At 62.2% G+C, this 20962-nt stretch carries 20 protein-coding genes and 1 pseudogene; 7 read left to right on the forward strand and 14 right to left on the reverse strand.

What is annotated here, in order from left to right; translation table 11 throughout:
- Positions 1-45 precede the first annotated feature (45 nt).
- The 4 genes from ABIE53_RS16260 to purN all read right to left on the reverse strand — a co-directional run bounded on the left by ABIE53_RS16260 (position 46) and on the right by purN (position 4800).
- Entirely contained in the window at positions 46-1242 is a 1197-nt protein-coding gene (locus ABIE53_RS16260) for a DesA family fatty acid desaturase (RefSeq protein ID WP_006050112.1), read from the reverse strand.
- Positions 1243-1444: 202 nt separating this feature from the next.
- Positions 1445-2818 carry a mechanosensitive ion channel family protein gene (locus ABIE53_RS16265; RefSeq protein ID WP_192698754.1) on the reverse strand — a complete coding sequence of 458 codons (1374 nt, stop codon included), beginning with the start codon at positions 2816-2818 and terminating at the stop codon, positions 1445-1447.
- Positions 2819-2890: 72 nt separating this feature from the next.
- Complete coding sequence (locus tag ABIE53_RS16270) at positions 2891-4150, reverse strand: RsmB/NOP family class I SAM-dependent RNA methyltransferase (RefSeq protein ID WP_006050110.1); 1260 nt, start codon at positions 4148-4150, stop codon at positions 2891-2893.
- Positions 4147-4800, reverse strand: coding sequence for a phosphoribosylglycinamide formyltransferase (purN, locus tag ABIE53_RS16275; protein ID WP_006050109.1), 654 nt, complete (start codon positions 4798-4800; stop codon positions 4147-4149). The genes ABIE53_RS16270 and purN overlap by 4 nt, the downstream gene beginning before the upstream one ends.
- A 117-nt stretch (positions 4801-4917) precedes the next feature.
- Between purN and ABIE53_RS16280 the strand changes: the two genes are divergently transcribed.
- From ABIE53_RS16280 to dut, 6 genes are all read left to right on the forward strand, one after another.
- The gene (locus ABIE53_RS16280) at positions 4918-5913 is read left to right on the forward strand and encodes a bifunctional riboflavin kinase/FAD synthetase (RefSeq protein ID WP_006050108.1); all 996 of its coding nucleotides are present in this window, start codon (positions 4918-4920) and stop codon (positions 5911-5913) included.
- A gap of 166 nt (positions 5914-6079) precedes the next feature.
- On the forward strand, positions 6080-8917 hold the full coding sequence (gene ileS / locus ABIE53_RS16285) for an isoleucine--tRNA ligase (RefSeq protein ID WP_006050107.1): 2838 nt from the start codon (positions 6080-6082) through the stop codon (positions 8915-8917).
- A gap of 11 nt (positions 8918-8928) precedes the next feature.
- Positions 8929-9435, forward strand: coding sequence for a signal peptidase II (lspA, locus tag ABIE53_RS16290; RefSeq protein ID WP_035569887.1), 507 nt, complete (start codon positions 8929-8931; stop codon positions 9433-9435).
- A gap of 139 nt (positions 9436-9574) precedes the next feature.
- On the forward strand, positions 9575-10789 hold the full coding sequence (gene coaBC / locus ABIE53_RS16295) for a bifunctional phosphopantothenoylcysteine decarboxylase/phosphopantothenate--cysteine ligase CoaBC (RefSeq protein WP_192698753.1): 1215 nt from the start codon (positions 9575-9577) through the stop codon (positions 10787-10789).
- Positions 10790-10853: 64 nt separating this feature from the next.
- A complete protein-coding gene (locus ABIE53_RS16300) occupies positions 10854-11873 on the forward strand; it encodes an LLM class flavin-dependent oxidoreductase (RefSeq protein WP_006050103.1) in 1020 nt (339 codons plus the stop codon).
- A gap of 17 nt (positions 11874-11890) precedes the next feature.
- Positions 11891-12337 carry a dUTP diphosphatase gene (dut, locus tag ABIE53_RS16305; protein ID WP_006050102.1) on the forward strand — a complete coding sequence of 149 codons (447 nt, stop codon included), beginning with the start codon at positions 11891-11893 and terminating at the stop codon, positions 12335-12337.
- A 95-nt stretch (positions 12338-12432) separates the two neighbouring features.
- Here dut and clpA read toward each other — a convergent pair.
- Positions 12433-14731, reverse strand: a pseudogene (gene clpA / locus ABIE53_RS16310) (ATP-dependent Clp protease ATP-binding subunit ClpA).
- On the reverse strand, positions 14728-15042 hold the full coding sequence (gene clpS, locus ABIE53_RS16315; protein ID WP_006050100.1) for an ATP-dependent Clp protease adapter ClpS: 315 nt from the start codon (positions 15040-15042) through the stop codon (positions 14728-14730). The pseudogene clpA and the gene clpS overlap by 4 nt, the downstream one beginning before the upstream one ends.
- A 548-nt stretch (positions 15043-15590) precedes the next feature.
- On the opposite strand from clpS, the gene ABIE53_RS16320 reads away from it, so the two are divergent.
- The gene (locus ABIE53_RS16320; protein ID WP_007180614.1) at positions 15591-15797 is read left to right on the forward strand and encodes a cold-shock protein; all 207 of its coding nucleotides are present in this window, start codon (positions 15591-15593) and stop codon (positions 15795-15797) included.
- 174 nt (positions 15798-15971) lie between these two features.
- On the opposite strand, the gene ABIE53_RS16325 is transcribed toward ABIE53_RS16320, so the two are convergent.
- From ABIE53_RS16325 to ABIE53_RS16360, 8 genes are all read right to left on the reverse strand, one after another.
- Complete coding sequence (locus ABIE53_RS16325) at positions 15972-16781, reverse strand: hypothetical protein (protein ID WP_310072839.1); 810 nt, start codon at positions 16779-16781, stop codon at positions 15972-15974.
- Positions 16782-17007: 226 nt separating this feature from the next.
- Positions 17008-17736: an immunity 52 family protein gene (locus ABIE53_RS16330; protein ID WP_192698751.1), complete on the reverse strand. Its 729-nt coding sequence runs from the start codon at positions 17734-17736 to the stop codon at positions 17008-17010.
- Between the two features lie 24 nt (positions 17737-17760).
- On the reverse strand, positions 17761-18483 hold the full coding sequence (locus ABIE53_RS16335; RefSeq protein WP_044021257.1) for an immunity 52 family protein: 723 nt from the start codon (positions 18481-18483) through the stop codon (positions 17761-17763).
- A gap of 7 nt (positions 18484-18490) precedes the next feature.
- A complete protein-coding gene (locus ABIE53_RS16340; protein ID WP_044021255.1) occupies positions 18491-19093 on the reverse strand; it encodes a restriction endonuclease fold toxin 5 domain-containing protein in 603 nt (200 codons plus the stop codon).
- Positions 18981-19448 carry a hypothetical protein gene (locus tag ABIE53_RS16345; protein WP_006050093.1) on the reverse strand — a complete coding sequence of 156 codons (468 nt, stop codon included), beginning with the start codon at positions 19446-19448 and terminating at the stop codon, positions 18981-18983. The genes ABIE53_RS16340 and ABIE53_RS16345 overlap by 113 nt, the downstream gene beginning before the upstream one ends.
- The gene (locus ABIE53_RS16350; RefSeq protein WP_006050092.1) at positions 19441-19950 is read right to left on the reverse strand and encodes a DUF4123 domain-containing protein; all 510 of its coding nucleotides are present in this window, start codon (positions 19948-19950) and stop codon (positions 19441-19443) included. The genes ABIE53_RS16345 and ABIE53_RS16350 overlap by 8 nt, the downstream gene beginning before the upstream one ends.
- 3 nt (positions 19951-19953) lie before the next feature.
- Positions 19954-20367: a PAAR domain-containing protein gene (locus tag ABIE53_RS16355; RefSeq protein ID WP_029968055.1), complete on the reverse strand. Its 414-nt coding sequence runs from the start codon at positions 20365-20367 to the stop codon at positions 19954-19956.
- 168 nt (positions 20368-20535) lie between these two features.
- Entirely contained in the window at positions 20536-20826 is a 291-nt protein-coding gene (locus tag ABIE53_RS16360; RefSeq protein ID WP_216649322.1) for a DUF1330 domain-containing protein, read from the reverse strand.
- Positions 20827-20962: the final 136 nt, after the last annotated feature.

Raw genomic sequence — 20962 nt, forward strand, 5'->3', positions numbered from 1 at the left:
AACGCGGGGTTTTGTGACGTAACGAAATTTTAATGGATTTCGCGATCAAGCATAACGGCGCAGTCGCATTGCAAAATCCTGCAGCGCTTTGATGCCGCTCGCCTCAGCGCGATGACACCAGTCCTGCAACTGAACCAGCAACTGGTCGCGCGACGCGTTCGAGCGCTCCCACATTGCCGCGAGTTCGTTGCGCATGTCGATGTACGTCTTCAGTTTCTGGCTGTTCGCGAAGATTTGCGGCAGCAGACGTTTCTGCGGCTCGTCGAGCCCCGCTTCTTCCTTATGGAACCAGTTGCGCGCGCCGCGCATGAGCTGATACTTCTCGCGTGCGCCGACTTCCTTCAGATGCGCGAGCTCCTGACGATACGCACGCTTGAGCGCCTTGCCGTAACGCGCCATCACTTCGTAACGGTTTGCCAGCACGGCCTGCAACGTGTCCTGGTCGAGCACCAGCTTGCCGGTGGTCAGACGCGGCGTGGGCGCGATCTTCTTCACCTTCGCAAGACGGAAGGCCGACATGATGCGGATATACATCCAGCCGATGTCGAACTCATACCACTTGTTCGACAGCTTGGCCGACGTCGCATACGTGTGGTGGTTGTTATGCAGCTCCTCACCGCCGATGATGATGCCCCACGGGAAAATGTTCGTGCTGGCGTCCGACGAGTTGAAGTTGCGGTAGCCCCAGAAGTGCGCGAGACCGTTGACGACGCCGGCCGCCCAGAACGGGATCCACACCATTTGCACAGCCCAGATGGTCAGGCCGACGACGCCGAACAGCGCGACGTTCAGCACCATCATCAGGCTCACGCCGAGAATCGGGTACTTCGTGTAGACGTTGCGCTCCATCCAGTCGTTCGGCGTGCCGTGACTGAACTTGCGCATCGTTTCTTCGTTTTTCGCTTCGGTGCGATACAGTTCCGCGCCTTCGAGCAGCACCTTCCAGATGCCGCGCGTTTGCGGGCTGTGCGGATCTTCTTCGGTCTCGCACTTCGCGTGGTGTTTACGGTGGATAGCCGCCCATTGACCGGTCAGCATGCCCGTGGTCATCCACAGCCAGAACCGGAAAAAATGACTGACGACAGGGTGCAATTCGAGCGCGCGGTGCGCCTGGCAGCGGTGCAGATAAACCGTCACGCCGATGATCGTGACGTGCGTGACCGCGAGGGTGTACAGCACAAGTTGCCACCAGGAGAAGCGCAGCAGGCCGTGGGCAAGGAAATCGAGCAAGGAATTCAACAAGGCAATTTACCTGTGGAACGAGAGACACGAGACACCCGCGGACTGCGCGTGTCAAGAAAGTGAAAGCATACAGCGGGATTGGACGACATTCTACTGGAAGCGTTCCAAGTGTTTGTAACAAATAGGGATTTTTTGTGCGGCATCAACGAGCGATAGTCTGCAATGAGCCCATTTTGACTCACCGCAGACCCAGAAGTGCCCGTCAGAGCGCGTTGTCTGCCTGATTGGCGGCAGGCGCGGTCATAGTTACCGGCTGCGGTGCGACACCGGAGATATTTGCAATGTGTCCGACGTTGCCGACGATCCGCACTTCGCGTTGCGCGAAAGGAATCGAAATGCCGTGCGCGGAGAAAAGCTGCCAGATGTTGCGATTGACCGCCGAGCGCACGGCCGAGGTGCCGGTTGCGGCGTCGGCGATCCAGAAACCCAGTTCGAGGTTGATGCCGTCAGCGCCGAAACTCGTCAGGTAAGGCGTGGGCGCCGGGTCCGCGAGGACGCGCGGCACGCCGGCGGCGGCTTGCGCGAGCAGCGCCATCGCCTGTTCGACGTCGGCCGTGTAGGCGATCTGCACCGCCGCCTTCGCATAGCCGCGCGTCAGATACGACGACTGGTTCTGCACGACGTCGGTGATCAGCTTCTCGTTTGGAATCAGCGTCTCGATGCCGTCGAGGCCACGCACGACCGTGTAACGCGTGCGGATCTGCGTGACCATGCCTTGCAGGCCGCTCACGTTGATCGTGTCGCCGATCCGCAACGACCGGTCGATCAGGATGATGAAGCCCGACACATAGTTGCTCGCGATCTTCTGCAGCCCGAAACCGAGCCCCACGCCGAGCGCGCCGCCGAACACGCCGAGCACGGTGATGTCGATGCCCACGAGCGACAGGCTGATCAGCACGGCCGCCAGCACGAAAGCCGCACGGCCGACGCGCGCCACCACCACTTTCAGATTGGCGTCGAGCGTGGTGGCGCGCATCAGCCGGTCTTCGAACGCCGAGCCGAGCCACATCGCGACGATCATCGTCACGCCCACCCACAGCAGGCCGGTGACGAGCGAAAGCAGCGTCATATGCGCATTGGCGATGCGAAAGTGAACGCTCGCCATCCACTCGATCACGTCGTCCTGAATGCCCATCACGGTCAGCACCATGGCGACCCAGACGACCAGCGAGACGATTTTTTCGACGACGAAAAGCCACGGATGCGTCTCGCCGTCGTGGCTAAAGACGCGTCGCGCGAAGAAAAACACGATGTAAATCAAGCCGATGCCGAAAAGCGGCACCAACGCGAGATCGAGCAGCGCAGTGTGGATGAACTGGCCCGCGATCGCGCGCGCGAGCCACACCAGCACCGCGCCGATCAGCGGGAAAAACGCGCGGTTCAGGCTTTCGGCGCCGAAGCGCAGCGTCTGGTAGCGCGTCTGCCGGCGCAAATCGAGCGCCCGGCGCAGCACGCGCGCGAGCAGCCACGCGAGCGCGAGCGTCGTAAGCAGCAAGCCGATTTGCCACAGCATGACCGGCTGGCCGAAGTCGCGCGTGAGATCGCCGAAAAGGTGCGAAAAGAGTCGGTTTTGCATGGTGTTGCGGGAATGACCGGCTCGCCTCGATCGAACAACCGATCGGCGAGCCGGCGGACAGCCCGTCGGGCCTCAGCTCTGACGTTCGAGCACGGCGGCGAAGAAGCCGTCGGTCGCGTGGCGATGCGGCCAGAGCGACAGGTAATCGCCCATTTCAAGGTCGATGCGCTGCTCGGCCAGCACTTCACGCGCCGGGACGAGCGCGAAGTCCGGGTGATCCGCGAGGAACTGCTGCACGACCGCTTCGTTTTCCGCTTCGAGGATCGAGCACGTCGCGTACACGAGACGCCCGCCCTTCTTCACGAGCCGCGCCGCGCTCGCGAGAATCGACGCCTGCTTGGGCGCAAGCTCCGCGACCGATTCCGGCGACTGACGCCACTTCAGATCGGGATTGCGGCGCAGTGTGCCCAAGCCGCTGCACGGCGCATCCACCAGCACGCGGTCGATCTTGCCGGCGAGCCGCTTGATCTTGGCGTCGTGCTCGCTGTCGATCAGCACCGGATTCACGTTCGACAAGCCGCTGCGCGCAAGCCGCGGCTTGAGCTTGGCGAGACGCCGCTCGGAGATGTCGAATGCGTAGAGACGCCCAGTCGAGCGCATCGCCGCGCCGAGCGCGAGCGTCTTGCCGCCCGCGCCCGCGCAGAAGTCGACGATCATTTCGCCGCGCTTGGGCGCGACGAGCGAGCACAGCAACTGGCTGCCCTCGTCCTGGACTTCGAGCCAGCCTTGCTGGAACGCGTCGAGCTTGGTGAGCGGCGGCTTGCCGACCACCCGCACGCCGAACGGCGCGAACGGCGTGGCGCCGGCTTCAATGCCGGCCTTCGACAGCGCGTTCAGCACGTCGTCGCGGCTCGCCTTGATCGGGTTCGCGCGCAGGTCCAGAGGCGCCGGGTAGTTGAGCGCGGCGGCCAGTTGCGCGAGTTCCGCGGCTTCAAAACGCTTGGCCAGCGCCTGATAGATCCAGTCCGGCAGATTCAGGCGAATCCGCAGCGGCAGGCTTTCCGGGTCGATCATCGCGACGTGTTCCAGCCACCTGGATTCCGAGTCCGACACGAACGGCTTGAGCGCCGAGCGGCCCGCCGTCTGCATCAGACCGAGCAAAGCCATGCGGCGCGCCGGGCTGCCGGCGCCGCTTTCGGCCAGATGCGCGAATTCCATGCGCCGGCGCAGTACTGCGAAAACCGCCTCGGCGATCACGCCGCGCTCGCCATGCCCCAACTTCGGATGCGCGCGGAAAAAGCGGCTCGTGGTGGCGTCGGCGGGACCGTTCAGTCTTAGGACTTCAGCCAGCAAAGTCTCAGTTTGTCCAATCAAAAAACCATGCAATCTCATGCGCCCTCTCCGGCGGTGTGACCGGCAAAGAGCCATTGCGGCTCCGGCGGCGTAAGCGTGACACGCAGGCCGTCAAGAGCAAGACGCCCTTCGACGAACCAGCGCACCGCGCGTGGATAAATGATGTGTTCGGTCGCGAGCACGCGCTCGGCGAGCGTCGCGGGCGTGTCGCCGGCCACGACGGGCACCGCCGACTGCACGACGATCGGCCCGTGATCGAGCTGCGACGTCACGAAATGCACCGACGCGCCGTGCAGTCGCACGCCGGCGTCGAGCGCCTGCTGATGTGTCTTGAGTCCAGGAAAGCTCGGCAGCAGCGACGGGTGCACGTTCAGCATGCGCCCCGCATAACGGTCGACGAAACCGTCCGTCAGCACGCGCATAAAGCCGGCGAGCGCGACGAGATCCGGCGAGAAACTATCGATTTGTTCGGCCAGCGCCGCATCGAAGCGCTCGCGGTCGGGAAACTGGCGGTGATCGACCACCGCCGTCGCAATGCCGTGCGACGCCGCGAACGCAAGGCCTGCGGCGTCAGGACGGTTGGCAATCACAGCGGCCACCTGCGCGGCCCACCCTTCGTCCGCACACGCGCGGACAATGGCTTCCATGTTGCTTCCCCGCCCTGAAATCAGGATGACGAGTTTTTTCATGCGCGGATTTTATCATTCGGGGACACCCAAACCGCGAGGCGCCGCCGTCCGTTGCGCCGAGCGTTTATAATCGTTTGTTTTGCGGCACCCCCGCCCGCCCTACCCCGACGCGCTATCGTGAGAGTCTTCCGCGGTCTTCCCAACGCTGAAAGCCGTGCGCCGTGCGCACTGACCATCGGCAACTTCGACGGTGTCCACCGCGGCCATCAGGCTTTGCTCGCGCACGTGCGCGCAGCGGCCGACGCGCGCGGCCTGCCCGTCTGCGTGATGACCTTCGAGCCGCACCCGCGCGAATTCTTCAACCCGGCCGGCGCGCCGCCGCGCATCGCGATGCTGCGCGACAAGCTCGAAGCGCTGCGCACCAATGGCGTGGACCGCGTGGTCGTCGAGCACTTCAATCACACGTTCGCGAGCCAGTCGCCGGACGCGTTCGTCGAACGGATCATCGTGAATGGGCTGCACGCGCGCTGGGTGATGATCGGCGACGACTTCCGCTATGGCGCGAAGCGCGCGGGCGACTTCACGTCGCTGAAGGCGGCAGGGCAGCATTACGGTTTCGAAGTCGAGCAAATGGCCACGGTCGCCGATCCGTCCGGTGCGCGCATCTCCAGCTCGGGCGTGCGCGCGGCATTGGTGGCCGGCGATCTCGACGCGGCGCGCGCCGCGCTCGGCCGCGACTATCTGATCAGCGGCCACGTCGTGCACGGCATGAAGCTCGGCCGCGATCTCGGCTTTCCCACGCTCAATCTGCCGATCGCGCACAAGCGTCCGGCGCTCGCGGGCATTTTCGTCGTGCGCGTGCATGGCGTGACCGACGAACCGCTGCCTGGCGTCGCGAGTCTGGGCCTGCGTCCCACCGTCGACGATTCCGGCCGCGTGCTGCTCGAAGTGCACCTGCTCGACTGGCACGGCGACGCTTACGGCAAGCTCGTGCGCGTCGAATTCCTGAAGAAGCTGCGCGACGAGGAAAAGTACGTCGACCTCGAAACGCTCACCGCCGCGATTGCACGCGACGTCGCCAACGCGCGCGCGTGGTTCGCGGCCGTCGGCGCGGGCACGCCGGGCAGCCGCTCAACCGGTTTCGCCACGTCGGCCACCGATCGAATTAGATAGCCGCCGCGGTCCCTGCGCGCGTTCACCTGCCGCATGGACCGCCGCTGCGCGTATCGAAGGACATCCGCGCATTGCGCGACATGCCTGCCGCCGCGCCCAACCCTCTCGCGCACCGTGCGCAACCCGCGCCCCGCTGCGCTTATAAAGAATTCACCGCGACCACATCATGAGCAACAAGAAAGCCGATTCGAAACCGCAATCACGCTACCCCGTGAACCTGCTCGACACGCCGTTCCCGATGCGCGGCGACTTGCCCAAGCGCGAGCCGCAATGGGTCAAGGAATGGCAGGAGCGCAAGGTCTACGAGAAGATCCGCGCAGCCAGCAAGGGTCGCAAGAAGTTCATCCTGCACGACGGCCCGCCGTACGCGAACGGCGACATCCACCTCGGCCACGCGGTGAACAAGATCCTCAAGGACATGATCGTCAAGGCGCGCAACATGGCGGGCTTCGACGCGGTCTACGTGCCGGGCTGGGACTGCCACGGCATGCCGATCGAAATCCAGATCGAAAAACAGTTCGGCAAGTCGCTGCCCGCCGCGGAAGTCATGCAGAAAGCGCGCGCGTACGCGACCGAGCAGATCGAGAAGCAGAAGCTCGGCTTCCGGCGTCTGGGCGTGCTCGGTGAGTGGGACAACCCCTACAAGACCATGAACTTCACGAATGAAGCCGGCGAAATCCGCGCGCTCGCGAAGATCCTGGAAAAAGGCTACGTGTTCCGCGGGCTGAAGCCGGTCAACTGGTGTTTCGACTGCGGCTCGGCGCTCGCTGAGGCGGAAGTCGAGTACAAGGACAAGACCGATCCGACCATCGACGTGCTGTTCGCCTTCGCCGAGCCGGAGAAGACCGCGCAGGCGTTCGGCCTGAACGCGCTGCCGCGCAACGAAGGCGGCATCGTGATCTGGACCACGACGCCGTGGACCATTCCCGCGAACCAGGCGTTGAACCTGCATCCGGGAATCGTCTACGCGCTCGTCGATACGCCGCGCGGCCTGTTGATTCTCGCCGAGGAACGCGTCGAAGCATGCCTGAAGGCGTATGGTCTGGAAGGCTCGGTGATCGCGACCACGCCGGGAGCGAAGCTCGTCAACTTGCGCTTTAACCATCCGCTCGCGTCCGCACATCCGAGCTACAAGCGCACGTCGCCGGTTTATCTCGGCGACTACGTGACGACGGAAACCGGCACGGGCGTCGTGCACTCGTCGCCGGCGTATGGCGTGGAAGACTTCGTGTCGTGCAAGGCGCACGGCATGGCCGATTCCGACATCATCAATCCGGTGATGGGCGACGGCCGTTACATCGAATCGCTCGCGCTCTTCGGCGGCCTGTCGATCTGGGCGGCGAATCCGCAGATCGTCGAAGCGCTGCAAAGCGCCGGTTCGCTTTTGCGCACGGAAAAGTACACGCACAGCTACATGCACTGCTGGCGCCACAAGACGCCGATCATCTATCGCGCGACGTCGCAATGGTTCGCCGGCATGGACGTGAAGCCGAACGACAGCGACAAGACGCTGCGCGAAACCGCGCTCGAAGGCATCGAAAACACGGCGTTTTATCCGTCGTGGGGCAAGCAGCGGCTCTTCAGCATGATCGCGAATCGTCCCGACTGGACGCTGTCGCGTCAGCGCCAATGGGGCGTGCCGATGGCGTTCTTCGTCCACAAGGAAACGGGCGAGTTGCATCCGCGCACGCTCGAGTTGCTCGAGGAAGTCGCGAAGCGCGTCGAGCAGGCCGGCATCGAGGCTTGGCAAACGCTCGATCCGCGCGAACTGCTCGGCGACGACGCGAATCTGTACGAAAAGAACCGCGACACGCTCGACGTGTGGTTCGATTCCGGCACGACGCATTGGCACGTGCTGCGCGGCTCGCACAAGGACGAACTGCAATTCCCGGCCGACCTGTATCTGGAAGGCTCGGATCAGCATCGCGGCTGGTTCCATTCGTCGCTGTTGACGGCTTCCATGCTCGACGGCCGTCCGCCGTATAACGCGCTTCTGACGCACGGCTTTACCGTCGACGGCGAAGGCCGCAAGATGAGCAAGTCGCTTGGCAACGGCATCGATCCGCATGAGGTGGCGAACCGCCTCGGCGCGGAAATCATCCGCTTGTGGATCGCGTCGACCGATTACTCCGGCGAGCTCGCGATCTCCGAGGAAATCCTCAAGCGCGTGACGGAAGGCTATCGCCGTATCCGCAACACGCTGCGCTTCCTGCTCGCGAATCTGTCGGACTTCGACTACGAGAAGAACGCGCGCCCGGTGGAAGACTGGCTCGAGATCGACCGTTACGCGGTGGCGCTGTCGGCGAATCTGCAAAACGATATCCTCTCGCACTACGACAAGTACGAGTTCCACCCGGTGGTCGCCAAGCTGCAGACGTTCTGCTCGGAAGACCTCGGCGGTTTCTATCTGGACGTGCTGAAGGATCGCCTCTACACCACGGCTGCTGATTCGGTCGCGCGCCGCTCGGCTCAAACCGCGCTGTATCACATCGCGCAAGGTTTGCTGCGTCTGATGGCGCCGTTCCTCTCGTTCACCGCCGAAGAAGCGTGGAAGGTGTTCCAGCCGAACAGCGAAACCATCTTCACCGAGACGTATCACGCGTTCCCGGCCGTGCCCGATGCGGGCGCGCTGCTCGACAAATGGACGCTGCTGCGCGCCGCGCGCGGCGACGTGACGAAGGCGCTGGAAGAAGCGCGCGTCGCTAACCTGATCGGCTCGTCGTTGCAGGCGGAAGTGGAAATCCGCGCGAGTGGCGCGCGTTACGACGCGCTGACGAGCCTCGGCGACGACCTCAAGTTCGTGCTGATCACATCGGCGGCAACGGTCGTGAAGGTCGCGAGCGAAGCGGAAGAAGGCGTCGAAGTGATCACGTCGAAGTATCTGAAGTGCGAGCGCTGCTGGCACTACCGCGCGGATGTCGGCGCGAACGCCGAACACCCCACGCTGTGCGGCCGCTGCATCAGCAATCTGTTCGGCACCGGCGAGGCGAGGAGCGCGGCATAATGGCGAGAACCATGGCGAAATCCACATCGAAAGCATCCGCCGGCAATAGTTCGCTGGCGCCCTGGCTGGGCGTCGCGCTGATCGTGATCCTGTTCGATCAGCTGACGAAAATCGCGGTGCAGAAGGTGTTTGCCTACGGCGTCGCGCATGAGGTCACGTCGTTCTTCAACCTGATCCTCGTGTACAACCGCGGCGCCGCCTTCAGCTTTCTCGCGATGGCGGGCGGCTGGCAGCGTTGGGCTTTCACCGCGCTCGGCGTGATCGCCGCGCTGGTGATCTGCTACCTGCTCAAGCGCCACGGCGGGCAAAAAATGTTCTGCACGGCGCTGGCGCTGATTCTCGGCGGCGCGCTCGGCAACGTGATTGACCGGCTCGCGTACGGCCACGTGATCGACTTCCTGGACTTCCACGTGCGCGCGTGGCACTGGCCGGCGTTCAATCTCGCCGACAGCGCGATCACGGTCGGCGCGGTGCTGCTCGTCATCGACGAGTTGCGGCGCGTACGCGGGTCGCGCTAACGGGCGGATCGTTGCAAGGCGCGGGCCGCCGGAAGTGGTTTTTCGCGCTTCGACGGCGGCGCGTTAGAAATCCGCTTTGAAGGCCGGCAACGGTGCAAGCGCGCCGCGCTCGGTCACCACGCTTTGTCGGAGGCTTTCGTTGGCAACCGCAGAACTCGCAGGAAAACACCTCGTCCTCGGCATGACGGGCGGCATTGCCTGCTACAAGATCGCCGAACTCACGCGTCTTCTGACCAAGGCCGGCGCGACCGTCCAGATCGTGATGACCGAAGCGGCCACGCAGTTCATCACGCCCGTCACGATGCAGGCGCTCTCAGGCCGTCCCGTCTACACGAGCCAGTGGGACGCGCGCATCGCGAACAACATGGCGCATATCGATCTGTCGCGCGAAGCCGACGCGATCGTGATCGCGCCCGCCTCCACTGACTTCCTCGCGAAACTGGCGCACGGCATGGCCGACGATCTGCTCGCCACGTTGTGCGTCGCGCGCGATTGTCTGTTGCTCGTCGTGCCCGCGATGAACCGGCAGATGTGGCGGAACCCGGCGACGCAGCGCAATGTCGCGCAATTGCGCGCGGACGGCGTCGAAGTGCTCGGCCCCGATTCGGGACCGCAGGCGTGCGGCGAAATCGGCGACGGCCGCATGCTCGAAGCCGCGGCAACTTACGAAGCGATCGCATCGTTTTTCTCGCCGAAGATTCTGTCCGGTCGACGCGTGCTGCTGACAGCCGGCCCGACGTTCGAACCGCTCGATCCGGTTCGCGGCATCACGAATCGCTCGAGCGGCAAGATGGGTTTTGCGCTCGCGCGCGCCGCGCAGCAGGCCGGCGCCGACGTGCATCTCGTCGCGGGTCCGGTCGCGCTCGACACACCGTGGGGCGTGTTCCGCGAGGACGTGCAGACCGCCCAGCAGATGCACGATGCGGTGATGCGTTCGGTAGCGGACGCGGACATCTTCATCGGCGTGGCCGCGGTCGCCGACTGGCGCGTCGATCACGCGAGCGAACACAAGATCAAGAAAGCCGCCGACCGCGCGCTGCCCACGTTTTCGTTCGTCGAGAATCCGGACATTCTGGCCGCGGTGGCCAATCTGCCGCATCCGCCGTTCGCCGTCGGCTTCGCTGCGGAAAGCGGCGATCTCGAAGTGCATGGCGAAGAGAAACGTGTGCGCAAGAATGTGCCGCTGCTAATCGGCAATCTCGGGCCGCTCACGTTCGGCATGGACGACAACGAAGTGATCCTGTTCGAAGCCGCCGGTGTGACCCGGCTGCCGCGCGCCGACAAGCAGACGCTCGCGCGCGCGTTGATCGCGGAAATCGCGAAGCGTCTGCCCGACACAAGCCTGATTCGCTGAACTTGCCGCGCGCCGCCGAGACACCACAAAGCGAAGCGAACCGAAGCATCTGGAGCACACCGACATGACGCTACTTTCCGTGCTCGATCAAACGCCCGTCATCTCAGGGCACTCGGTGGCGGACGCTATCGCCGCCACTGTCGAACTCGCGCAACTTGCCGACGACCTCGGCTACACGCGCTACTGGTGCGCCGAACACCACGGCTTGCGCGGCGTGTCGAACCCATGTCCCGAAGTGATGCTGGCGCGTCTTGGCAGCGTCACGCGACGCATCCGGCTCGGCTCCGGCGGCATCATGCTGCCGTACTACAGCCCGTTCAAGGTCGCCGAGCAATTCATGATGCTCGAGGCGCTGTTCCCGAACCGCATCGATCTCGGCGTGGGACGCGCGCCCGGCGGCGACATGCGCACCGCGCAGGCGGTCGCTGCCGGCGACTACAACCGCGGCGAATTCTTCTCGCAGCAAGTGGCCGATCTGGTGGGACTGATGCACGGCACGCTGCCCGCCCACCACATCGCGCAAGGCGTGCTGTTGCAACCGCAAGTGCCGACGCGCCCGCAACTATGGATGCTCGGCTCCAGCGAATTCGGCGGCCTGCTCGCCGCGCAGTTGGGCATCCGCTTCGCGTTCGCGCATTTCATCAACGCGCATTTCGGACATCAGGTTGCGCGCGCGTATCGCGAGCGCTTTGAGGCGAGTCAGGAAACACAGCAACCGTATCTGGCCGCCGCCGTCTTCGTGATTTGCGCCGACACGAAACAGGAAGCAGCGGATCTGGAAAAGGCCGTCGATCTGCGTCGCGTGCAAATGGCTTATGGCCTGAATGAGCCGATTCCGACCGTCGAACAAGGCATCGCGCAGGAGTACGGCGAGCGCGAGCAACTGGTGATCGATCGCGAAAAACCGCGCAGCATCGTCGGCACGCCCGAAGTCGTGACCGAGCGGCTCCGTGCATTGCAGGAACAATTCCAGGCCGACGAACTGATCGTGCTCACCGTCGCAGGCAGCTATCGCGCGCGTCTGCGTTCCTATGAACTTCTTGCCGACGCGTTCGAACTCGGGCGCCCGGCTTCAACTCCTTAAACTCTCGAAAAACCTGCATGAAACTCGACTTGAAGATTCTCGATGCGCGCATGCGCGATCAGCTTCCCGCGTACGCGACCACCGGCAGCGCGGGCCTCGATTTGCGCGCGTGCCTCAAAGAGCCGTTGACGCTCGAACCGGGTCAAACCGCATTAGTGCCGACGGGGCTCGCGATTCACGTCGGCGATCCCGGCTATGCGGCGCTGATTCTGCCGCGCTCGGGTCTCGGTCATAAGCACGGCATCGTGCTCGGCAATCTGGTCGGCCTGATCGATTCGGATTATCAAGGCGAACTGATGATCTCGACGTGGAACCGCGGCGAGACAACGTTCGTGCTGAATCCGATGGAGCGTCTCGCGCAACTCGTGATCGTGCCGGTCGTGCAGGCGCAGTTCAATATCGTCGACGAGTTCGAGCAAAGCGAGCGCGGTGCGGGTGGATTCGGCAGCACCGGCAAGCATTGATCCAGATTTGCTGAGCACAAAGAAAAACGGCGTGGACCCTGAGGTCCACGCCGTTTTTTGTTTGGCGAGTAGGCAGTACGCTTACTCGCTAACGCTTACTCGACTTCCACCGCTTCCGGATTCGGATTGCGCGGCGCCGGATGCTCGTCGAAGGTCAACTGCACCTTGTCTTCCGCATCGACGTCGACCGACACGCGGCCGCCGTTCATCAGCTTGCCGAACAGCAGCTCGTCGGCCAGCGCGCGACGGATCGTGTCCTGGATCAGACGCTGCATTGGCCGCGCGCCCATCAACGGATCGAAACCGTGCTTGGCGAGATGCTTGCGCAGCGCGTCGGTGAAGAGCGCGTCGACCTTCTTCTCGTGCAACTGATCTTCCAGTTGCATCAGGAACTTGTCGACCACACGCATGATGATCTCTTCATCCAGCGCACGGAAGCTGATGGTCGCGTCCAGACGGTTACGGAACTCCGGCGTGAACATGCGCTTGATGTCGACCATCTCATCGCCGGTTTCGCGGCGGTTCGTGAAGCCGATCACCGACTTGCCCATTGCCTCGGCGCCCGCGTTCGTCGTCATGATGATGATGACGTTGCGGAAATCCGCCTTGCGGCCGTTGTTATCCGTCAGCGTGCCGTGGTCCATCACCTGCAGCAGCACGTTGTAGATGTCCGGATGCGCCTTCTCGATTTCGTCGAGCAGCAGCACGCAGTGCGGCTTCTTGGTGACAGCCTCGGTCAGGAGGCCGCCCTGGTCGAAACCGACATAGCCCGGAGGCGCGCCGATCAACCGGCTCACCGCGTGACGCTCCATATACTCCGACATGTCGAAGCGGATCAGCTCGATGCCGAGCGTGAACGCGAGCTGCTTCGCCACTTCGGTCTTGCCGACGCCCGTGGGACCGGAGAACAGGAACGCGCCGATCGGCTTGTCCAGCTTGCCCAGGCCCGCGCGCGCCATCTTGATCGCGGCGGAAAGCGCGTCGATAGCCGGGTCTTGCCCGAACACCACGCTCTTCAAATCGCGATCCAGCGTTTGCAGCTTGCTGCGGTCGTCCTGCGACACGCTTTGCGGCGGGACGCGGGCGATCTTCGAGATGATTTCCTCGATCTCGTTCTTGCCGATGGTCTTCTTCTGCTTCGACTTCGGCAGGATGCGTTGCGCCGCGCCCGCTTCGTCGATCACGTCGATGGCCTTGTCCGGCAGATGACGATCTGTGATGAAGCGTGCCGACAACTCAGCCGCCGCCGACAGCGCGCCCGACGAATACTTCACGCCGTGATGCTCTTCGAAACGCGACTTCAGGCCGCGCAAAATCGCCACGGTTTGTTCGACCGAAGGTTCCGTCACGTCCACCTTCTGGAAACGGCGCGACAATGCCGCGTCCTTTTCGAAGATGCCGCGATACTCCGTGAACGTCGTCGCGCCGATGCACTTGAGCGTGCCCGACGAGAGCGCCGGCTTCAGCAGATTCGACGCGTCCAGCGTGCCGCCCGACGCGGCGCCCGCGCCGATCAGCGTATGAATCTCGTCGATGAACAGAATCGCGTGGGGGACGTTCCTTCAGTTCCTTCAGGACCGTCTTGAGACGCTGTTCGAAGTCGCCGCGATACTTGGTGCCCGCGAGCAGCGCGCCCATGTCGAGCGAATACACCTGTGCGTCGGCCAGAATATCCGGCACTTCGCCGCGCGTAATGCGCCAGGCGAGCCCTTCGGCGATCGCCGTCTTGCCGACGCCCGCCTCGCCCACCAGCAGCGGATTATTCTTGCGGCGACGGCACAGCACCTGCACCACGCGCTCGACTTCCGACTCGCGCCCGATCAGCGGATCGATACGGCCGTCTTTCGCCATCTGGTTCAGGTTCTGCGTGAACTGGGCGAGCGGCGTTTCTTTCTGCGCGGCGGCTTCGTCGGACTCGGCATTCGCGTCGCTCGCTTTCGCGGCGTCCGAACTGCTCGTCTTGGCGATGCCGTGCGAGATGAAATTGACCACGTCCAGACGCGTCACGCCCTGCTGTTGCAGGTAATACACCGCGTGCGAGTCCTTCTCGCCGAAGATCGCGACCAGCACGTTCGCGCCGGTCACTTCCTTCTTGCCATTCGAGGTGGACTGCACATGCATGATCGCGCGCTGTATCACACGCTGGAAACCCAGCGTGGGCTGCGTGTCGACGTCGTCCGTGCCAGGCACGGTCGGCGTGTTGTCATGAATGAAGTTGCGCAGGTTCTGGCGCAGATCCTCGATATTGGCCGCGCATGCACGCAACACCTCTGCCGCTGTCGGATTGTCCAACAGCGCCAGTAAGAGATGTTCGACCGTTATGAACTCGTGCCGCGCCTGGCGTGCTTCCATGAACGCCATGTGCAGGCTGACTTCCAGTTCCTGGGCAATCATGCTTCCTCCATCACACACTGCAGCGGATGCCCGGCCTGCCGTGCGTGGGTAACGACTTGCTCGACTTTGGTCGACGCGATGTCCCGCGTATAGACCCCACAAACTCCCCTGCCCTCGCGATGCACCTTCAACATCACCTGCGTTGCGGTTTCACGATCTTTATTGAAATATTCCTGCACGATCATCACGACAAATTCCATTGGCGTGAAGTCGTCATTCAGCAGCACCACCTTGTACATGGATGGCGGCTTGAGCTTTTTCTCCTGCCGCTCCAGTACGGTGCCGTCCTGCTTGTCCGGGATAATCGCCATACACCCATTCTAAACAACTAGGACAGGCCCGCAATCCTGTCAAAACCCGGCCAGCCGGCCAGTGAGCCCGTTCGCTACCGCACGGCGAAAATTACCGCCTGCGTGCGCCATTCGACGAGCCGATTGCGGGGCCGGCTCCAGTCCAGATCATGCGTTGCGGCCGTGCTGCGCCGCAGTCGGATCGAGTATCGCACAACCTGCCGGAGCTGGCTGACCGCCGCCCACTCGCGCAACCGGCGGCGAGCGACCCGCAGAACACCATGTGAGACGATTATGCGACTTTTCAAGACAGCCCGCTTGCGCAACCGCACATAACGAAAGCGGGAAAAACCCTGGAAACCGCCTGTTTGCAACGTGTGTCAGGGCATCTCAAAATTTTCTTGACACTCGAATAAAGAGCCTCAACAATCAAGCTGGCACTTTTTTCACTGCGCCAAATTTCGAAAAAATGCCGATGGTGAGCTTGTGAGGAGGGAGCGGCTGCATCACGCGGCCGTCGAGCTTTTCGAGGGCTCGTGGTAGTGACATGAGTTACAGGGGAAGTTGGAATGGCAACTGGTACGGTCAAATGGTTCAATGACGCAAAAGGTTTCGGATTCATCACGCCGGATGAAGGCGGCGAGGATCTGTTTGCACACTTCTCGGCCATCCAGATGAATGGGTTCAAGACCCTCAAGGAAGGCCAAAAGGTGACCTTCGAGGTCGTGCAAGGCCCGAAGGGCAAACAGGCATCGAACATCCAGGCACCCGCCTGATACTTGTTCGATACCCGTCCTTTTGAAACCCGGCTTCGCGCCGGGTTTCTTTTTGGGCGATTATTTTTTCGCTTCTTTTTTTGCGTGCGTTTTCGGTGCGGCGATTTACCGTCCGCGGCGAATCGCCGATGTCCCAAATAACGGGCAAATTGTTGCGCTGGCTATTGTTTATTGCTATTGCACGGCGGCGTGTGTCATCGAGCGCTGAAGTTCGAGGCTTCGAGAAAGGTCGCCTTCGTAAGTCGCAATGCCCTGGTGGCTGAGGTTCGAGCGCGTATCGATGACGGGCGTGATGCCGATGCTCTCGACCAGGTGACAAAACCAGTAGTCCTCCGACAGGTAGACCCGCGTCTCTGGATCGATTCCGGTATCGAAAAACGCATAAAGAAAGTCGGCGGTCTTGCCCTCGTCGAGTTCCGGGCGGCCGACGAACGGCGAGCGGCACCGCAATTCCGGATAACGCGCGATCAGCGCGACAAACACCTCGCGGCGGATCAGCATGAAACCGGTCGGCGCGTAGCGCGCGTCGAGGAAACCGTCGGCGTCCGGCTCGAGCGAGTCGGTGCGCGCGACAGCCGGATAGGTCGCGTAGAGCGCGCGGAAGTCCGCTTTGGTCGAACCGGCCGGCATCGCATGCGTGAGTCCGGTTGCCGGCCAGCCGTCGTTCTTCAACGGATAAACGCCTGCCGCGACGGGTCGATCGACGCGCAAGAGACGCACGACATCTTCGCCCCTGAAACCGATGTCGCTATCGATCCACATCAGGTGAGTAAAGCGGTCGTCCGCGAGGAATTCGGCGACCATCGTATTGCGCGCGCGTGTGATGAGGCTGTCGAAACTGTTGAAGTTCACGCGAATGCCGAAACCGTGTGTCGACGACATGTCGTAGAGGTCGAGCAGTCCGAGTGCGTAGCCCGTGGTAACGACGGCGCCGTAGCTCGGCGTGGCGACGTAGACGTTTGCGGCGATGTGAGCTGGGTTCATGTTCTGATCGTTATCTGATTGCATGCGGGAGGCGGCTGTCGTCCGCCGCGCCGTAACTTAACCGAGGCGGCGCGTTGTGCGTCTCGATAAAGTTGGGGCTGTGGCGGTGTGGGTGCAATCAGCGATCGTTAGGCGTGGGAAAACCCGGCTGATTGGGTGTGGCCGGGTTTTCTAGAGGGTGCGAACTGCGTGTGGTGGCGGTGCGTGCGGGTCTGGCACCGCGCGCTTAGATGTCCGCGTAGGCGGGTAATAAATCCTGATCGACCAAGCGGATTTCGATGCGGTTTGCGACTTCGACGTGCTCAGGGTTGTCCGCAGAGAATACCGCGTCGGTGACGCTGACGATGATCGTGCCGGTTTGCTCGCGGCCGGCCGCGGGCACGGCAATCAACGCGCGAGCTTCCGGCACTTGCTGCACTGTGATGACTTTTGGCAGGTACAACATCCAGCCGACGCCGGGTTTGTCGTCGAATATGCGTTTTTCGAAATATTCAGGCGGCCAGATTTCAGCAATGATTGGATCGAATTCCGTCGCGATGAGGCTGACGTAATATACGAAGTCGTCGTAGTTGATCAGCTCGCCATTTGTAATCTCTGCTCGATTCGTCAGCGACACTTCAACGGAGCTCGATTCGCCCTGCGGCAAAATCTGACACCTCATACTGCCGCCGATTTCCGTTCCTTCCCGGTGCGCCCAGATCCCGACGGAAGTCACATCCGTGACACCTAGGAATTCCTCTCTGATGACGGCAAGCGCTGCCGCAGATGGTGCGTCGCCATCGAAAGCCGGGTACAGCTTAGCCTCTTTCGCCGTGTAGCCTTTCAGATGCCATTCGCTTTTCGCTATTCCGCCGCGCAGCGCGATTGCGCCCGCGATCCGGCCGAGCCGGGACAGCGCGATCTCAAAGTCGGTCGGCGCGAGAGTCGCATCGCGAAACTCAACGTTGATTTCCATCCTCGTACCGACGTGTGCCATCGCTCAAATATCGGCGTAAGCCGGAAGCAAATCCAGATCGACCAAGCGAATTTCGATGCGGTTTGCGACTTCGACGTGCTCGGGATTGTCGACGGAGAAGACCGCGTCTGTGACGCTGACGATGATCGTGCCGGTTTGCTCGCGGCCGGACGCGGGCACGGGAATCAACGCGCGAGCTTCCGGCACTTGCTGCACTGTGATGACTTTTGGCAGGTACAGCATCCAGCCGACGCCGGGTTTGTCGTCGAATACGCGTCGCTCGAAATATTCTTTCGGCGTTACTTCCACGACAAGCGGTTCGAATGTGGCGACGATCGCCTGAACTACACGAGCCATGTCGTCCGCCGATTCTGGGGCCAGCGCCGTATCGATATCAAGCGTCGCCCGATCGGGCAGCACCTTTGCATCCGATACTTGACATGAAATCACGGCGCTGTCGTCATCGCATGCGTCATTCCAGATCGCGGCATGCGATACGCCACGCTTTTTACCGCCGGCTCGCGTCGTCAGCACGGCGAGTGCTGAGGTAGAAGGCTCTCCGTTTTCGTCAAAGGCTGGATAGAGGCGAGCCTCCTCCAGCGAGTCGGCTGTCAGTCGCCAGTTGGCATGTGCCATCAGCGGCTGTTTCGCGAACAGCGCAGCGACGAGCCGCGATTCACGAGTCAACATTTCCCGAAAATCATGGGACGGCAGTGAAGCGTCCCGAAAGAGTGCATTTATTTCCATTGTCGGATCACGGTTGGTAGACAGCTGGAACGCCCACGCGCGTGAGCAGCGGGGCCATCTTTTTGTACGTGAGCGGCGTTTGAAAGTACCACGTCATGCGTGCAGGCGGACTCATGCGCACCACGGTGCCCTGCTCAACGATCTGGTCTTCCATCGTCCTGAAACCTTCGAACCACTTTTCGGCCTTCGGGATTGACCCATCAAGAAACTGATCGTACTTGCCCTTTGCTTCTTGAAGCATGCACGCTCCCGCCTGAAACCCGTCGAAGTCAATGCCGAGCCATTGCCACTCGTCGCTCCATCGGCATTCCTCGACGTCAAACGCAAAGCCCGTGATTCGCGCTTGATACTGGTAGGAATTCCAGTTGACCCCGTGGTTGCGGCGAACCTTCGATCCCCCCTCCGGCGGACACTTCTTGCAACTTTCCTCAGTCCGCGGCAGCGTCCGCGCAGCCGGCGCGGCCTTGCTGTCTTCCTTCGTCGTATCGCCCGACATGCTAGCCGTTCCCGCTACCGCCGCCCCGCCCAATAAAGCTGCGCCAACGCGCGCCAAGACCGGACCGAGCGCCGTCGCTGCTCCCTCGATTAACGGTATTGCCAGACCCGCCATTGCTTAGTCCTCCCTGAAATTCAGGATGTTCGATCTTCCAGCGCACGACGCGCACATAGTCGTGAAACCGTTCGTCCGCCGAGCGGCCCGGACGCGTCAACCACGCGCGTATTGCGGGCTGTTCGTAAAAGCCCGGCGCATACGCCTCGATGCGAAGAAACGCGACGAGATTCTCGTCACGCTCGATGCCAGGTTCGCGCGCCGCCTTGAACGCGCGCCAAAGCCGCGACGAAAGCGTCGCGTCGTCCGCGAGCTTCGGATCGTCTTTGCACAAATCCGCCCGCACGCCATCGACAAATCCCTTCGCATCAATTTCGGCCAGCGCCGCAACCTGTTCCGTCGTCAGCTCAAGCATGCGGGTGCACTCTCGTCAGTTCGCCGTTGACCTCGATCAGCCAGTCGAGCGTCGGCACAAAAAATTCGATGCGCTGCGTGAACGACAGCAGGTCTGCGATCTCGCTCATCAAGCGAGCATCGTAAAAGCGCAGCAGCGCGGTGCGACCGTCGGGCATGCGCGCGTCTAAACGCGCTCGCAACTCGTCGGCAAGCGAAGCAAAGGGATAGGCGCTGACGAGCCATGAAACGCCCTGAGCTCCTGCGCCCATCGCGAAGAGTGACTGTCGAACGTCGCCGGTTGCCTGCTCGACATCGATCAACCACGGTCCGGCGTCGGCCAATGATGCGTCGGGTGTGCCGTCGAATAACGCAATAGCGGATGCGGGCCGTTCCACTGACTCGTCATCACCATTCGCTGCCGTGGCCGCATAAAGCAGCGCGTCGATGAGCGCATACAGCCGCAGCGGCAACGTCGCCTGCGCCTGGCGCTGTGCGAAATAAGTGTCGATCGTCGACGGCACGGCTTACCCCCGCATCACCATCGTTGCGCCACTTTCTGCCGCGGCTTTCAGGCATTCGAGGCAGAGCGTCGGACTCGGAGACAGCGGCAACGCAGTAGCCGCCGCGAGCGCTGCGCCGGTATGCGCCTGCCCTTGCCCGTCGTCGCTAAGAGCGGAACTCGACTGCGACGCGATCAGCGTCGCGCCGCATGCAGTGCGCATACCTTCGACAGCCGTATTTCGACCGTCGATTGCGTGCGGATAACGACGGCCGAGCACGTCGGGCAAGATCGGAAATGTGCCCTTGCATTGCGGACACGCAACCATATGGCCGACGCCCGAAATGGGCTTGCCTTCCACCGTTGCTGTCGGGTTTCCTTCAAGCACTCTGCCGCCGTGCGACGTTGTGTCGCCTTCGCAAATAATGCTGCGTCCCAAGTGGCCCTCTCTCAGTTCTGTTTCGTCTGAACTTTATCATCGGCAAGCGACAAAACGAACGAGTCGGGATGTGCGAGAGCTTAAGAAGTGTTAATTCACTTTCCGGAGTTTATTTTTCAATCGACCTCGCCTTTCCGTTGTTGGTTAAAGCGCTGCTCAACACACTACCTAAGCCGTTCCCTCCACCAAAACAAAATTCCCGCTCGCCGCCCCTGCGCGCAAAACTTTCGCCGCCTGATATTCCGGGCTCTCATAGAACGCCTTCGCGTCAGCGAACGAATCGAATTCGATAACCATGTGCTTCGTGTGCGTCTCGCCCTCCACATGTTCGTGTCGGCCGGAAACTGCGATGACCTTTGGCGCGACGTGTTTCGCGGCGAAGCTCGCTATCGCTTCGCCTGCGGCTTTTGAATAGATGGCGTAAGCGTTTGCGTCGGTGATGTTGACGTGTGCGATCAAATAACCTTTTGGCACGTGTGATATTCCTGTGGTTGACGGCCGCGCACTGTGCGCAGCCCGAGCCTCGCACTGTGCCCGTGTCAATGCCGCCGATAAAGCCGTCGCGAAGAACAAGACAATTCGAGCCGCACTAATA

This window comes from Paraburkholderia sp. OAS925, from assembly GCF_040543975.1.
GTDB classification, from domain to species: domain Bacteria; phylum Pseudomonadota; class Gammaproteobacteria; order Burkholderiales; family Burkholderiaceae; genus Paraburkholderia; species Paraburkholderia graminis.